The 15,037-nt window shown below is 74.6% G+C and carries 11 protein-coding genes; 8 read left to right on the top strand and 3 right to left on the bottom strand.

The genetic code is table 11. The annotated features are described in order from the left end of the window. Positions 1 to 47 precede the first annotated feature (47 nt). Positions 48 to 2,282, top strand: a complete 2,235-nt coding sequence (locus PUR56_RS40260; RefSeq protein WP_329952609.1) for an MMPL family transporter — start codon at positions 48 to 50, stop codon at positions 2,280 to 2,282. A gap of 51 nt (positions 2,283 to 2,333) precedes the next feature. Here PUR56_RS40260 and PUR56_RS40255 read toward each other — a convergent pair whose 3' ends face one another. Further along, a complete protein-coding gene (locus PUR56_RS40255) occupies positions 2,334 to 3,647 on the bottom strand; it encodes a metallophosphoesterase (protein ID WP_329952664.1) in 1,314 nt (437 codons plus the stop codon). Positions 3,648 to 3,934: 287 nt separating this feature from the next. Between PUR56_RS40255 and PUR56_RS40250 the strand changes: the two genes are divergently transcribed. The 7 genes from PUR56_RS40250 to PUR56_RS40220 all read left to right on the top strand — a co-directional run bounded on the left by PUR56_RS40250 (position 3,935) and on the right by PUR56_RS40220 (position 13,247). After that, positions 3,935 to 5,395, top strand: coding sequence for an amino acid permease (locus tag PUR56_RS40250; protein WP_329952608.1), 1,461 nt, complete (start codon positions 3,935 to 3,937; stop codon positions 5,393 to 5,395). A 247-nt stretch (positions 5,396 to 5,642) separates the two neighbouring features. Then, entirely contained in the window at positions 5,643 to 6,536 is an 894-nt protein-coding gene (locus PUR56_RS40245; protein WP_329884281.1) for an EI24 domain-containing protein, read from the top strand. A gap of 682 nt (positions 6,537 to 7,218) precedes the next feature. Further along, positions 7,219 to 7,902 carry a lytic transglycosylase domain-containing protein gene (locus tag PUR56_RS40240; RefSeq protein WP_329952607.1) on the top strand — a complete coding sequence of 228 codons (684 nt, stop codon included), beginning with the start codon at positions 7,219 to 7,221 and terminating at the stop codon, positions 7,900 to 7,902. A gap of 74 nt (positions 7,903 to 7,976) precedes the next feature. Beyond that, on the top strand, positions 7,977 to 8,219 hold the full coding sequence (locus PUR56_RS40235; protein ID WP_329952606.1) for a hypothetical protein: 243 nt from the start codon (positions 7,977 to 7,979) through the stop codon (positions 8,217 to 8,219). 68 nt (positions 8,220 to 8,287) lie between these two features. Then, the gene (locus PUR56_RS40230) at positions 8,288 to 8,929 is read left to right on the top strand and encodes a GNAT family N-acetyltransferase (RefSeq protein WP_329952605.1); all 642 of its coding nucleotides are present in this window, start codon (positions 8,288 to 8,290) and stop codon (positions 8,927 to 8,929) included. 61 nt (positions 8,930 to 8,990) lie between these two features. Continuing rightward, the gene (locus PUR56_RS40225; RefSeq protein WP_329952604.1) at positions 8,991 to 10,034 is read left to right on the top strand and encodes a glycosyltransferase family 2 protein; all 1,044 of its coding nucleotides are present in this window, start codon (positions 8,991 to 8,993) and stop codon (positions 10,032 to 10,034) included. 288 nt (positions 10,035 to 10,322) lie between these two features. Beyond that, positions 10,323 to 13,247 carry an FAD-binding and (Fe-S)-binding domain-containing protein gene (locus PUR56_RS40220; protein ID WP_329952603.1) on the top strand — a complete coding sequence of 975 codons (2,925 nt, stop codon included), beginning with the start codon at positions 10,323 to 10,325 and terminating at the stop codon, positions 13,245 to 13,247. Positions 13,248 to 13,319: 72 nt separating this feature from the next. Here PUR56_RS40220 and PUR56_RS40215 read toward each other — a convergent pair whose 3' ends face one another. Then, a complete protein-coding gene (locus PUR56_RS40215; protein WP_329952602.1) occupies positions 13,320 to 14,336 on the bottom strand; it encodes an MBL fold metallo-hydrolase in 1,017 nt (338 codons plus the stop codon). A gap of 163 nt (positions 14,337 to 14,499) precedes the next feature. Further along, positions 14,500 to 14,967, bottom strand: coding sequence for a CBS domain-containing protein (locus PUR56_RS40210; RefSeq protein ID WP_329952601.1), 468 nt, complete (start codon positions 14,965 to 14,967; stop codon positions 14,500 to 14,502). Between the last annotated feature and the right edge of the window lie 70 nt (positions 14,968 to 15,037).

Below are 15,037 nucleotides of genomic sequence, written 5' to 3'. Positions count from 1 at the left end.
CGCTCTTCGGCGGCCACCTCGCGGCGGACCCACCCCCGGGAGAGCCCATGACGCCGCCCAACCGGGCCGCCACCCCCAGCGCACCCTCCCAGTCCCGCCGCGGCCTGCTCCGCCGGACCGGCGAGTGGTGCGCCCGGCACTCCGTACTCGTGATCGTCCTCTGGCTGGCGGTCCTCGCGTGTGTCCAGATCGCCAACCGGACCGTGGGCGGCACCTACTCCGACGACTTCTCGCTGCCGGGCACCCAGGCCGCGCAGGGGAAGAACGTGCTCCAGGCGCACGAGCCCGCGGCCGCCGGCACCGCCGCCCAGGTCGTCCTGCACGACGCCCAGCCGCTGGCCGGCTTCGAGTCGCCGCTCTCCCAGTCGCTCACCGCGCTCCAGCAGCTGCCGCACGTGCTGTCCGTGCAGAGCCCGCTGCCCCCGGCCGGACAGGCCGCGCCGCCGGGCGGACCGCTGTCGACGGACGGCCTCACGGGGTACATCACCGTCCGGTTCGACGCCAACCCGACGACGCTCGGCGAGAGTTACCTCGACGAGGTGGACACCGCCGTCGCGCCGCTGCGGGCCGCCGGGGTGCAGGTGGAGTACGGCGGCCCGCTCGGCGAGCTGGCCCGCCCCGCCCCGGACGACCGGACCAGCGAGGCGATCGGCTTCGCGGTCGCGATCGTGGTGCTGCTGATCGGCTTCGGCAGCGTCATCGCGGCCGGTCTCCCGCTGGTCACGGCGCTGATCGGCGCGGTGGTCGGCCTGGGTGTGCTCGGGCTGCTCGCGGCCCTCTCCACGTTCGCGACGGTCGCACCGACACTGGCCACGATGATCGGGCTGGGCGTCGGCATCGACTACGCGTTGTTCCTGCTCACCCGGCACCGGCAGAACCTGATGGACGGCCACGATCCGGTGGCCTCGGCCGGGCAGGCGGTCGCCACCAGCGGGCGGGCCGTCCTGGTCTCCGGCTGCACGGTCGTCATCGCCCTGACCGGGCTCTCGGTCTCCGGGGTCTCCTTCATCGCCAAGCTGGGTGTCGCGGCTGCGGTGACCGTGGTCTCGGCGGTGCTCGGCGCGCTGACCCTGCTGCCCGCCCTGATGGGGCTGATCGGGCGGCGGATGGACCGCTACCACGTGCGGCGGCCGGTCGCCGAGACCGGGGCCGCGCCGGGCGAGGAGATCACCGGGAGCTGGCACCGCTACGCCCGGCGGGTCGAGCGGCGGCCGTGGTGGTTCCTGACCGGGGGCGTGATCGTGATCGCGATCCTGGCGATCCCGTTGTTCTCCATCCAGTTGGGGCACATCGACGACGGCGCCGACCCGACCTCGTTCACCGACCGGCGGGCCTTCGACCTGATGTCGGAGGCCTTCGGCCCGGGCTCCAACGGGCCGCTCACGCTGGTGGTGGACCAGAGCGCGGTGCCGGCCGGGAACCGGTCCGGGGTGCAGAGCGCCGTGCAGCAGGCGCTGGCCGGACTGCCGGGCGCGGCCAGCGTCGGCCCGCTCCAACCCAGCCCGGACGGTGTGATCCTGGTGTCCACCGTGATCCCGGCGGAGGCGCCCCAGGAGCAGAGCACCACCGAGCTGGTCAACCGGCTCGCCGACACGGTGCTCCCGCAGTCCGTGGCCGGCACCGGCGCCGAGACGTACGTGACCGGGACGACCGCCGCGCAGGTGGACTTCCTGGACATCGTGTCGAGCCGGCTGCCGTGGATCATCGCGGTGGTGGTGGGGCTCGCGTTCCTGATCATCCTGATCGTGTTCCGCGGGCTGCTGGTCGCGGTGAAGGCCGCCGTGCTCAACCTGATCTCGATCGCGGCGTCGTACGGGGTCCTGGTGGCCGTCTTCCAGTGGGGGTGGGGCGGTCCGGCGCTCGGCGTCTCGGGCACCGTGCCGATCGAGAGCTACGTGCCGATGATGATGTTCGCGATCGTCTTCGGCCTGAGCATGGACTACGAGATCTTCCTGCTCTCCCGGGTGCACGAGGCCTGGCTGCGGACCGGCGACAGCCGGGCGGGCGTGGCGCACGCGCTGGAGATCACGGCGCGGGTGATCAGCTGTGCGGCGCTGATCATGGTCAGCGTGTTCGCCGCGTTCATCGTCAGCGACAACATCGTGATCAAGATGATGGGCCTGGGCCTGGCGGTGAGCGTCCTGATCGACGCCACGATCGTCCGGCTGCTGCTGGTACCGGCGGTCATGACGCTGCTCGGCCCGGCCGCGTGGTGGACGCCTCGCTTCCTCGACCGGATCCTCCCCCACATCGACACCGAGGGCGAGAGCGAGCGGGTCTGACCGGCGCGACCCGGACAGTTTGGATCGGACCGTGCCGCGCCGGGCCCGCGCTCAGGCCCGGAGCGAGGCGAGGGTGACGACGGTGATGTCGGACGGCGCGCCCACCCGGACCGGCGGGCCCCAGGCACCGGCGCCACGGGTGACGTAGAGCTGGGTGTCGCCGTACCGCTCCAGCCCGGCGACCGTGGGGTTGGCGAGCTCGGCCAGGAAGTTGCCCGGCCAGAGCTGCCCGCCGTGGGTGTGCCCGGAGAGCTGGAGGTCGACGCCGTGCCGGACCGCGTCGTGGATGGTGACCGGCTGGTGCGACAGCAGGACGGAGGTACGGGCCCGGTCGCGGTCGCCGAGCGCCTTGCCGAAGTCCGGACCGTCGCCCTCCTTCTCGCCGGCGATGTCGTTGACCCCCGCCAGGTCGAAGCCGCCCAGCTCCACCCGGGCGTTCTGCAGCGGGTGGACACCCAGCTCGCGGACGAAGTCCACCCAGGGGGCCGCGCCGGAGAAGTACTCGTGGTTGCCGGTGACGAAGTACGCGCCGTCGCGGGCCCGCAGCTGCGCCAAGGGCTCGGCGTCCCGGCCGAGTTCGGCGACGCTGCCGTCCACCAGGTCGCCCACGATCGCGATCAGGTCGGGCTGCGCCCCGTTGATGGTGTCCACGATCCGCTGGGTGTGGGCGCGGCCGAGGATGGGCCCGAGGTGGATGTCGCTGACCACCGCGATCCGGTAGCCGTCCGCCCGGGCGGGCAGCTTGGCCAGCGGCACGGTCACGTGCTTGAGCCCGGGTCCGCGCAGGACCCCGTAGGCGCCGGTGCCGACCACGGCCGCCGCCGCGCCGGAGGCGCCGAGCGCGACCGCCCGGGCCACGAAGAGTCGCCGCTCGGGCGAGGGGGCGAAGGACGTCGACGGCGCGCCGGCCCCGCTCCCCGGAACCTCCGGGACCTCCCGGGCCTCCTGAACCTCCCGGGGCGCTTCCGGAACCGTCCGGTCCGCCGGGTCCGCCGGATCAGCCGGGTCGGCAACCGGTGCCGGTTCGGCCACCCGCCCGGCCTCCGCCCGGCGCGCCGGCAGGCGCAGCAGCAGCGGACGCACGGCCTCGCCGACACCGAGCGCCAGCAGCAGGTACAGCAGCACCGCCAGCCAGAGGTACCCGGGCCAGGCCAGCCACCGCTCCACGGCCATCGGGAGCGCCCGCCCGCCGATCACCGCCCCCAGGGCGAGCAGCGGCAGGACGACGGCGAGCACCGTGCCGGCCCGGCGCCACCGCCCGCCCGGCACGGAGACGTCGCGCACCAGGCGGCGCCAGAGGTACCAGTGCGCGAGGGCCAGGACGGCCAGCAGGAGGAGGATGCCGAACACCACGAGGACGATCATCACGCGGCCAGTATGAACGGCCGCCCGACGGACCCCGCAGGCGGGCCGCCGGCAGTCCCGCCCCACCCCCGGCGACCTGGCACTGTGTCAGATTTGAGCTTTCACCGCCCCCTCTTCACCCCCTCTGACCTGCTGTTTCACGTCCGCTGAGCGAACATTTTCCGGGGCCTTGTTCCGATACTCGGAGGTAGAAGTTAGGTTGCACCGCAATGCGCGGATCCGTCCCCCACCCTCCGGCGTACGAGTCGAGGGTCAGGCCGCGCTGGAAAGGCACAGGGCACCCTCAGATGAGTGCGGAAACCACCACCTCGACCGGATCGCCCCCGGTCGACGCCTCCGCGAACGGCACCACCCCGCAGCAGCAGCCCGGTCACGGTGGCGACGGCCACCTGAAGGCCGGACTCAAGAACCGCCACCTGTCGATGATCGCCATCGGCGGCGTCATCGGCGCCGGCCTCTTCGTCGGCTCGGGCGCGGGCATCGCCGCCACCGGCCCCGGCATCCTGCTCTCCTACGCGCTGGCCGGAGTCCTGGTCGTGCTGGTCATGCGGATGCTCGGCGAGATGGCCGCGGCCGACCCGCAGAGCGGCTCCTTCTCGGCGTACGCGGACCGGGCGCTCGGCCGCTGGGCCGGGTTCTCGATCGGCTGGCTGTACTGGTTCTTCTGGGTCGTGGTGCTGGCCGTCGAGGCCACCGCCGGCGCGAAGATCCTCAACAGCTGGATGCCCGGCGTCCCCCAGTGGGCGTTCGCGCTGATCGTCATGGCCGTCCTCACCGCGACCAACCTCGCCTCGGTCGCCTCCTACGGCGAGTTCGAGTTCTGGTTCGCCGGGATCAAGGTGGTGGCGATCGCCGCCTTCCTGGTCGTCGGCACGCTGGCGGTGTTCGGCCTGCTGCCCGGCACCCGGGCCGTCGGCACCGAGAACCTGGTCGGCCACGGAGGCTTCCTGCCACACGGTGTGGGTGCGGTCTTCACCGGCATGCTCACCGTCGTCTTCGCCTTCATGGGCAGCGAGATCGTCACCCTGGCCGCCGGCGAGTCCGAGGACCCGGAGAAGGCGGTCAGCAAGGCCACCAACAGCGTGATCTGGCGCATCGGCGTGTTCTACCTGGGCTCGATCCTGCTCGTGGTGACCCTGCTGCCGTGGGACTCCGCCTCGGTCAAGGGCAGCCCGTACGTGGCGGTGCTGGAGCACATCGGCATCCCGGGCGCCGGTCGGGTGATGGACGTGATCGTGCTGACCGCCGTGCTCTCCTGCCTGAACTCGGGCATGTACACCGCCTCCCGGATGGCCTTCTCGCTCGGGCAGCGCGGCGACGCGCCGAAGGCCTTCGCCTCGGTGACCAAGCGCGGCGTGCCGCAGGTGGCGATCCTGTCCTCGGTGGTGTTCGGCTTCGTCGCCGTCTTCTTCAACTACACCTCCCCCGACACCGTCTTCTCCTTCCTGCTCAACTCCTCGGGTGCGGTGGCGCTCTTCGTCTGGCTGGTGATCTGCTTCTCCCAGCTGCGGATGCGCCGGATCATCGAGCGCGATATGCCCGAGCGGCTGACCGTCCGGATGTGGCTGTACCCGTACCTCACCTGGACCGCGATCGGCATGATCGGCTTCGTGATGGCGTACATGTTCACCGATTCCGACGGCCGGAAGCAGATGTACCTGTCGCTGGTCGCCGCGGCCATCGTGCTGACGGCGTCGGCCGTGGTGGGCCGCCGGCGGCGGGCCGCGGCGGTGACCTCGGCCTCCTGAGCCGAGCACGCCGCCCGCGAACCACCGGGCCCGGGAGCCGTTGCGGAGGCTCCCGGGTCCGGTGTCGCGTTCCCGCCCGCCGGTCCGCCCGGCCGGACCGCGCCCTCGCCGTCCTCGCTGCCCTCGCCGTCCGCCCCGTCCGGCGGGCCGGCCCCGGGCGGGCTCCCCGGCCGGGCCCCGCGCTCCGTTCCGTTCCGTGACGGGACGGATATGACCCGCTGACGTACCAGCACCTACCCTTCCCCTCATGCGAGATCTTGCAGCGGGGATGGGGTACCTGGCCAAGGGCCAGAAGTGGGTGGGCCGACACGGCCGCTGGTGGGCGTTCGGGATGATCCCGGCGCTGATCACCCTGGTCGGTTACGTCGTGGCGCTGTTCTTCCTCGGCGGCTGGGCCGGCGACATCGCCGACTGGGCCACCCCGTTCGCCGACGACTGGGGCTCGCCCTGGCAGGGCATGCTGCGCACCGCGCTCGCCGCGATCGTCTTCGTCGGCGGCCTGATGCTCTCCGTCCTCACCTTCACCGCAGTCACACTGCTGGTCGGCCAGCCCTTCTACGAGGCGCTCTGCGAGAAGGTCGACGAGACCGAGGGCGGCGCTCCGGCCGCGCCCGACACGCCGCTCTGGCGCGAGCTGGTGATCTCGGCCCGGGACAGCCTCTACGTGCTGGTCCGGGCGGCCGGCTTCGGCGTGGTGCTGTTCGCCTGCGGGTTCATCCCGGTGATCGGGCAGACGGTGGTCCCCGTCCTGGGCTTCCTGGTCTCCGGGTTCTTCCTCGCGGTCGAGCTGACCTCGGTCGGCCTCCAGCGGCGCGGGGTGCCGCAGCGCGAGCGGATCCGGCTGCTGCGCGCCCGGCTCGGACTCGCCTTCGGCTTCGGCGTGCCGCTGGTCCTGGCGTTCCTGGTGCCGCTGGTGACGGTGATCGCCATGCCGGGGGCGGTGGCCGGTGCCACCCTCCTGGCCCGTGACCTGGTGCCGGTCGAGGAGCAGGAGGAGCCGGCGGACGAGGACGGCGAGGAGGACGCCTCCGCCGACGTCCCCGACCTGCCGGGGTACGACGCGCAGGGTCCCGTGCCCGGCAACCCGTACGCGAGCGCTCCGCCGCTGCCGGCCGAGCCGAACCCCTACCGGAGCACCTGACCGGACGGGAAGGCCCGGCGGGCGGTGCCGTCCGGCCCGGCGGGGCGCACCCGCCCGCCCGGGAGACCCTGCGGCGGCCCGGACCGGTGAACGCGGCGTCACCCTGCGTCGACCGCCGCCCGGTCCGGCTGTGAGGCCGCCCACACGGGTTCGCCGGTCTACTGCCGCCGATAGTGGACACCGCCCGGGCGACCGCGTCCGACGGGCCCCGGACCCGCTGTTTCCGGCGGACCGGCGGGGCGGGGCCGCCCACCACCGGGGGGAAGAACGCAGGCGGTGACCGGATCGGAGCCGTTCGTTCGTCGGCGACCCAGTAGGCCCGCCCAGGAATTCACGAAAACGGACAAATCACCACGAAGCGCCCGCCCCCGGTCGGGCGCTTCGGCGTTTCCACCCCGCACATCCACGACCGGGCGTAGTAGCCCGCGGCATTGCCGCCCGTCCCGGGCTCTGCCAAGAATGGTCCGTCGCCAGGCAGCGCGGACCGGTCCCACCGCCGCGCACCCCGCCCGCCCCGCACTCCGCCGGGGCATCAGGCCGTCCGGTACGCCACCGCGGACCCCGCTCACCCGAGCCGGCCCGTACGGCGCCCGGCGCCCGTGCCACCGCCCGAACGGCGCCCGGCACACCCGACGGCCACCGACGGCCCTGACGGCCCCCCGACGGAAAAGGATTGTTCGCTTTGCAGCTCAGCCATGCCCGCCGCAACTCGCTGATCACCGGTGTCGCCACCCTCGTGGTGGCGGGTGCGGCCACCGCCGCCCTCGCCATCCCGCAGACCGGCACCGCCGTCGCGGAGGCCGCCGCCCCGGTGGCCGCCGTATCGGTGGACGGACAGCCGGTCGCCGACCAGGCGCAGGCCGACACCGAGGCCCGGGCCGCAGCGGACGCACAGGCACAGGCACAGGCACAGGCCGAGTCCGACGCCGCTGCTGCCGCCGCACACGCGCAGGCCGAGGCCCAGGCCCAGGCGGACGCCCAGGCGCAGGCCCAGGCGGACGCCAAGGCCAAGGCCGACGCCGAGGCCGCCGCCTCCCGCTCGCAGGAACGCGCCGCGCTGAACAGCAAGCCGGTCCCCTCCGGAAGCCCGCGCGAGATCGCCGCCCGGATCGTCCCGGCCGGCCAGCTCCAGTGCTTCAGCAACATCGTGGCCCGCGAGAGCAGCTGGAACGTCACCGCCACCAACGCGTCCTCCGGCGCCTACGGCCTGGTCCAGGCGCTGCCCGCCTCCAAGATGGCCTCGGCCGGCTCCGACTGGCGCACCAACGCGGCCACCCAGATCAAGTGGGGCCTGGACTACATGAACTCCCGCTACGGCAGCCCGTGCGGCGCCTGGTCCTTCTGGCAGTCGCACCACTGGTACTGAGCCGGCCCGGCAACACCGGCACACCCCGAGCCCGCAGGCGTCCCGCCTGCGGGCTCGGCTGCGTCCTCGGCAGCGTGCTCGGCGCCGTCCACCGGAGCCGGGTGGACGTCACCGCCCTGCCCCCGCAGCTCGCGGACGCGGCCCGCTCCTCGCCGGCCGCCGCCTCCCGGCTCGGTGGTCCGGTCGCCGACCAGGCGCGGACGGCGTTCGTCGAGGCCATGCGGGTCACCCTGCCGACCGGGGCGGGCGTGGTCGCGCCGGCCGCGGTCGCGGTGGCGCTGCTGCCGCGCCGGCAGCGGGCCGGCACGGCATCCTGACCGGTTCCGGCCCCCTTTCGCCCGAAATTCGCTGGCCGCACCCGGTCGGCGCCCGGAAGAGTGACGGTGTGGACCGTGTGACGCTCTCGGACGGTGTCGTCACCCTCACGCCCTTCCGCGTGGAGGACATCGACGCGCATCTGGCCGGGGAGGACGAGCAGCTGGTGCGCTGGCTCAACGGCGCACCGAGCACCAGGGCCGCCACCGAGGCGTACGTACGGCGCTGCACCGCGCAGTGGGCGTCCGGAGGGCCCGCGCGCGCCTTCGGGATCCGCACCGGGCCCGGGCCGACCCTCGCCGGCACGATCGACCTGCGGTTCGCCCTGCCCGACCTCGGTCCGGACCAGGTCAACATCGCCTACGGCCTCTACCCGCAGTGGCGCGGTCGCGGGCTGGCGACCCGCGCCGTCCACCTGGTCTGCGGCTACGCGGCGGGCGAGGGGGCCGCGCAGGGCGTGATCCGGGTCGACCCGGAGAACGGCGCCTCGGCCGCCGTCGCCCGGCGGGCGGGTTTCCGCCGCGCCGGGGAGGCACCGGTGACCGGGAGGGACGGTCACCGGCTGGACTGGTACCTCCGCGACCTGGCGACCGGGCCGGTGCCCGGCCCTGGGGTCGGCCCGGGAGTCGGCCCGGGGCGCGTCCTGACGTGGACGCGCCCGGAGGAGCCGGTGAAGATATGGCGCACGCCCGTACGATTTGACGGGTATTGATCAGAATGATGCGCCGTCAGGGCTTTGCCACCGTTCGCGGACGCTCCTACGCTCCGGCCCCATGCCCTCACCCCTGATCAGCGTCGTGCTCCCCGCCCACGACCAGCAGAAACAGTTGGCGGACTGCCTGGACTCGCTGCTCGCCCAGTCGTTCCGCGACTTCGAGGTCCTCGTCGTCGCGGACCGCTCCCCCGAGTCCGCGACCGTCCTCGCCGACACCTACGCGGCCCGGCACCCGCAGGTCTCCGTGCTCCGCCTCGACGCGGCGGTCGGGGTCGGGACCGCCCGCAACGCCGGCGCGGCCCGCGCCCGGGGCGCGTACCTGCTCTTCCTGGACGCCGACCACCACGTCCCCCCGGACGCCCTCCGGGCCCTCGCCGACCGCCTCGACCGGACCGGCCCGGTCGACCTGCTGCTGTTCGGGCACACCCGGCGGCACGCGGGCCGGGACTGGCCCGGCGGCGCCGAGGCGCAGCTGGCCGCGGCCGGCCCCGACGTCCTCGGCCCGCTGGACCGCCCGGAACTGCTGGGCGCGCCCGCCCTGGCCTGGGACCGGCTGCTGCGCCGCGCGCACTGGCAGGAGCAGGGCCTGGCCTTCCCCGACGGCATGTACGAGGAGATCCCGCTGGTCCACCGGGCGATGCTGACGGCCGCGCGGATCGCCGTGCTCCCGCAGGACTGCGTGCAGCTGCGCCGCCGGGAGACCGTCCACCCGACCGGCTCGCCGGGCAGCAGCCGGTTCGACCTCTTCGACCAGTACGAGCGCTCCTTCGCCCTGCTGGACGAGCTGCTGGAGGAAGGTTCTGACGCGCCCGCGGGGAGCGGCGGTCCCGGGCCGGACGCCGTCCGGGACGCCCTGTTCACCCGGATGATCCGGCACTACCTGTTCGTCTTCGACCTCGCCGGCTGCGTCTCCCGGGCCGAGCGGCCGCAGTTCTTCCACCGGGCGGCCGAGCACCACCGCCGGTTCCAGCCGCCCGGCCACCGGCGGCCCGCCGGCCGGGAGGGCGTCAAGTTCTCGCTGCTGGCCGGCGGGGCCTACCCGGCCTTCGAGGTCGCCAAGCTGTCGCACATCGCCCGCGGCACCCTCACCGGCCGGCGCTAGAGCTCTCCTGGCAACCCGCGTCGAGCGCCCGGCGGGAACTGTCAGACGAGCTCCAGGCCCTCCGGGTCCCGTCCCCGGACGTGCGCGGGCCAGGCGTGCGCGGATCGGACGTGCGCGGGCCAGGCGTGCGCGGATCGGACGTGCGCGGGCCAGGCGTGCGCCCCGGCCGCCGTCGGCGGCCGGGGCGGCGGTCCACCGGAGTGGGCGGTACCGCGCGGCCGGGCCCGGCTGCGATGATCGGCGGGACCGCCGCCCCGCCCCCCCGACCTCCGCCCGGGAGGACCGCCCGTGAGCCGCCCGTCCCCCACCCCCGGTGCCGACCTGGCCCGCGAACTGGCCGCCGTCCTGCGCGGCGAGGTCCGGTTCGGTGCGGCCGAACGGACCGTCTACAGCCACGACGCCTCCAACTACCGCCACCTGCCGCTCGGCGTGGTCAAGCCCGCCGACCTGGACGACGTGCGCACCGCGCTCGCGCTCTGCCGCGCCCACGGGGTGCCGGTGGTGCCGCGCGGGGCCGGGACGAGCGTCGGCGGGCAGGCGATCGGCCCGGGCGCCGTGGTCATCGACTTCCGCCGCCACCTCGGCGCCGTCCACGCCGTGGACCCGGAGCGCCGGACCGCCCGGGTCGAACCGGGCACGGTGCTGGACGACCTCCAGCGGGCCGCCCGCCCGTACGGGCTGCGGTTCGGCCCGGACCCCTCCACCCACAGCCGGTGCACGCTCGGCGGCATGATCGGCAACGACTCCTGCGGCGCGCACTCGGTGACCTGGGGCCGGACGGCCGACAACGTCGAGTCGCTGGACCTGCTGCTCGCCGACGGCACCGAACTCACCGTCGGCGGCGCCCTCGGCACGGCGGAACGCGCCGCCCTCCGTGCCCTGCCCGGCCCGGTCGGCCGGCTCCACACCCGGCTCCAGGAGTTCACCGAACGGAACCTGGCCGCCATCCGCCAGGGCATGCCCGACCTACCGCGCCGCACCTCCGGCTACCCGCTGGACGCCCTCCTGCCCGAGCGCGGCCACCGGCTGGCCCGCGCACTGACCGGCACCGAGGGCACCTGCGCCCTGCTGCTCGGTGCCACCGTCCGGCTGGTCGAGGAACCGACCGCCCGCGTGCTGGTGGTCGCCGGGTACCCGGACGAGACCGCCGCCGCCGACGCCGTCCCCGCCCTGCTGCCGCTGCGCCCGCTCACCGTCGAGGGCATGGCCGCCGACCTGGTCGCCGCACTGCTGGCCGCCGGCCCGCGCCCGCCCGCCCTCGACCGGCTGCCGGACGGCGCCTGCTGGCTCTTCCTGGAGGCCGGCGGCACGACGCCCGCCGAGGCCCTGGACGCCGCGCGCGGGCTCGCCGACGCGGTGCGGCGCGAACGGACCGCGACCGTCTCCGTGGTCACCGACCCGGCCGAGCGGAAGCAGCTCTGGGGGGTGCGCGAGGCCGGCGCCGGGATCGTCACCCGGCTCCCGCGCGAAGCGGCCGACGGTGCCGGCGGCGGGCAGGGCGGGGGGAGCGAGGCCTGGCCCGGCTGGGAGGACTCGGCCGTCCCGCCGGAGCGGCTCGGCGACTACCTGCGCGACCTGCGCGCGCTGCTGCGCCGGCACGGCCTGCGCGGCATCCCGTACGGGCACTTCGGCGAGGGCTGCGTCCATCTGCGGATCGACTTCCCGCTCACCGAGCCGCGGCGGTTGCCGGTCTTCCGGGAGTTCATGGAGCAGGCGGCCGACCTGGTGGTCTCGTACGGCGGTTCGCTCTCCGGCGAGCACGGCGACGGACAGGCCCGCGCCGAACTGCTGCCCCGCATGTACCCGCCCGGGATCATCGCCCTGTTCGGCGAGTTCAAGCGGATCTGGGACCCCGAGAACCTGCTCAACCCGGGCGCCCTGGTCGACCCGCGCCCGCTCGACGCCGACCTGCGGTTCGACGGTCCGCTGCGCACCCTGCCGCTCGCCCTCCCGTTCGAGCAGGACGGCGGCAGCCTGGCCAAGGCGGTGCACCGGTGCGTCGGCGTCGCCAAGTGCGTGGACCCGACCACCGGGGTGATGTGCCCGAGCTACATGGCCACCGGCGAGGAACGGCACTCGACCCGCGGCCGGGCCCGGCTGCTCGCCGAGATGCTGCGCGGCGAAGCCGTCCCGGACGGCTGGCGGTCGGCGGAGGTGCGCGAGGCGCTGGACCTCTGCCTGGGCTGCAAGGGCTGTGCGAGCGACTGCCCGGTCCACGTCGACATGGCGACCTACCGGACCGAGTTCCTGTACCAGCACTACCGGCACCGGCTGCGGCCCGCCTCGCACTACGCGATGGGGCGGCTGCCGCTCTGGCTGCGGGCCGCCGCGCTGGCCCCCGGCCTGGCCAACCTGGTCGCGCGCTCGCCCGCCGCCGGCCCGTTGAAGCGGCTCGGCGGCGTGGACCGGCGTCGGGTGCTGCCCGTCCTGCCCCCGGAGACCTTCACCCGCTGGTACCGGCGGCACCGGGCCGAGCACCCCGCCCCGCCGGGCTCGCGGCCGGTGCTGCTCTGGCCGGACACCTTCTCCAACCACCTCCAGCCCGACGTGCTGCGCGCCGCCGTCGAGGTGCTGGAGCACCTGGGCTTCGACGCGCGGTTGCCGGCCGGCCCGGTCTGCTGCGGCCTGACCCGGTACTCCACCGGCCAACTCCCCGGCGCCCGGCGGGTGATGCGGCGCAGCCTGGCCGCACTCGCCGCCACCGGCCTGCCCGCCGACACCCCGGTGATCGGGATGGATCCGAGCTGCACCGCGACGCTGCGCGAGGACCTGCCCCGCCTGCTCGGCGCCGACGGCCGCCCGGTGGCCGAACGGACCCGCACCTTCGCCGAGTTCGTCGACGAGTTCGCCCCGGACGCACCTCTGCCGCAGCTGCCGGTGGAGGCCGTCACCCAGACCCACTGCCACCAGCACGCGGTGCTCGGCACCGCCGCGGACCGCCGGATCGAGGCGCGGATGGGCGTCGACAACCGGGTGCTGGACTCCGGCTGCTGCGGGCTGGCGGGCAACTTCGGCTTCGAGCGCGGCCACTACGAGGTGTCGGTGGCGATCGCCGAACGGGTGCTGCTGCCGGAGGTACGGGCGGCCTCGCCGGAGACGGTGGTGCTGGCCGACGGCTTCAGCTGCCGCACCCAGATCGCCCAACTCGCCCAGGGGCGGCAGGCCGTGCACCTGGCGGAGCTGATGCAGCGGGCCCTGCGCGCACAGGGCTGACCCCGGCCGGAGCGGCCGTCCCACGGCGCGCCGCGCCGGGGACGGCCGCCGCACCACGGCCCGGCACCGCGGCTACCGGAAGGTGCGCGGCGTCAGGTAGTCCGGCACCACCACCCGGCTGCGCGGCGAGGTCTGCCGGACCTGGGCGACGAACGCGCCCAGGTCCGCGTCCGGCCGGACGGGGTTGACCAGCTCGGTCTCGAACCTGTCCCAGTGCACCGGCACCACCGTGCGCGGCCGTCCCAGCGCCTCCAGCAGCCGGGGCACGTACCGGTGGGTCGAGGCACTGCTCGGCACCGCCACCATCGCGATGTCCGGCCGCAAGCCGGCGAGCTCCCGCTCGGCGAAGTCACTGGCCCCCGTCAGGAAGGCCGACGGCCCACCGGCGAAGGAGAGTTGGAAGGCCAACGTGTCGCCCTCCGGCAGATCGCCGACGGTCGCGGGCGGCTGCGCCGGCGCCGAGTGCAGGGTGCCCGGAGCGAAGTACTGCCGGCGGCCGTTGCGGCTGTGCCGGGCGGAGACCGCCTCCACGACCAGGCCGTCGCCGAAGTCCAGGACCTCGCCGCCCCGGACCACCACCAGCTGCCCGGCCGGCACACCCCAGGCGCGCAGCAGGTGGTAGGTGGTCTCGGTGCCGACCACCGTCGCCCCCGTGGTGAGGGCGATGTGCGGGACGTCGTTGATGTGGTCCCAGTGGCTGTGGCTGACCAGCACCAGCTCCGGGCGCCCGGCGTGCTCGTCGACCAGCCGGGTGTTCACCGTCAGCGCGGTCGCCTCGCTGAACGTCCCGTCGTACAGACCGGTGTGGAAGCGCGTCAGGTACGGGTCGAAGAGGACGGTGCGGCGGCCGTGGTCGATCCGCCAGCCGGCCGTGCCGAGCCACCGGTACACGGTGTCGGTGGCTGTGGCGGAGGGGGACGCCGCGGACTCCGGGACGGGCCGGTCGTCGGCGACGGTCGTGGCTGGTGTGTTCGTGGCTGTGGTGGTCGCGGCTGCGGCGGGACCGGTGGTGGCCGCCGTGACCAGGCCGGCGCCGGCCACGGCGGCCGAGCCCAGGAACGCGCGCCGGGCGAGTCCGGAGTGCTGCATGCGGGAGGGTCCTCTCCACGGGTACCGCACGGCCCTCGGGCCACGGGTACGGACGGTGAAACCGGGCGGCACCCGTACGCCGAGTGCCACCCGATCGATCACCACGCCCCGGGCAGGGGGTTCCGGACCGCCCGTCGCGGAGATTTCCCGAAAACGCTCCTCCTCAGGCGCTCTGCGGCGTCTCCAGTACCTCCTTCGAGCGCGCCGGTTCCTCGGCGCAGACCGCCGCCACGAACTCGGCCAGCCGCGCCTGCGGCAGGCTGCGCGCGATGTCCGCCTCGCTGATCATGCCGACCAGCTCGTGCTCCGGGTGGTTGATCACCGGCAGCCGGCGGACCCGGTACTGCTCCATCACCCGCAGCACCTGTTCGGCGTCCTCGTCCGCCTCCACGGTCAGGGGCCGCCCCTGGGCCAGCTCGCCCGCCGTCACCGCCGCCGGGTCGAGCCCCTCGGCGACGCACTTGAGCACGATGTCCCGGTCGGTCACGATGCCCAGCAGCTTCTGCCGCTCCCCGCAGATGGGCAACGCCCCGACGCCGCGCTCCTTCATGATCCGGGCCGCCGTGGCGAGCGTCTCGTGCTCGCGCACGCACTCGGCCCCCTGGTGCATGATGTCGCCCGCGCTGGTCATGATCGGCCTCCTGACGTGCCTGGCACTCCCACCACTCCATCGTGGTCCGGCCCCGGTGCCCCCGCCACCG

The organism is Streptomyces sp. BE303 (assembly GCF_036290945.1).
Lineage (GTDB): Bacteria > Actinomycetota > Actinomycetes > Streptomycetales > Streptomycetaceae > Kitasatospora.
Note: the sequence above shows the minus strand (reverse complement) of the source record. Positions and strands in the feature narration are given on the sequence as shown.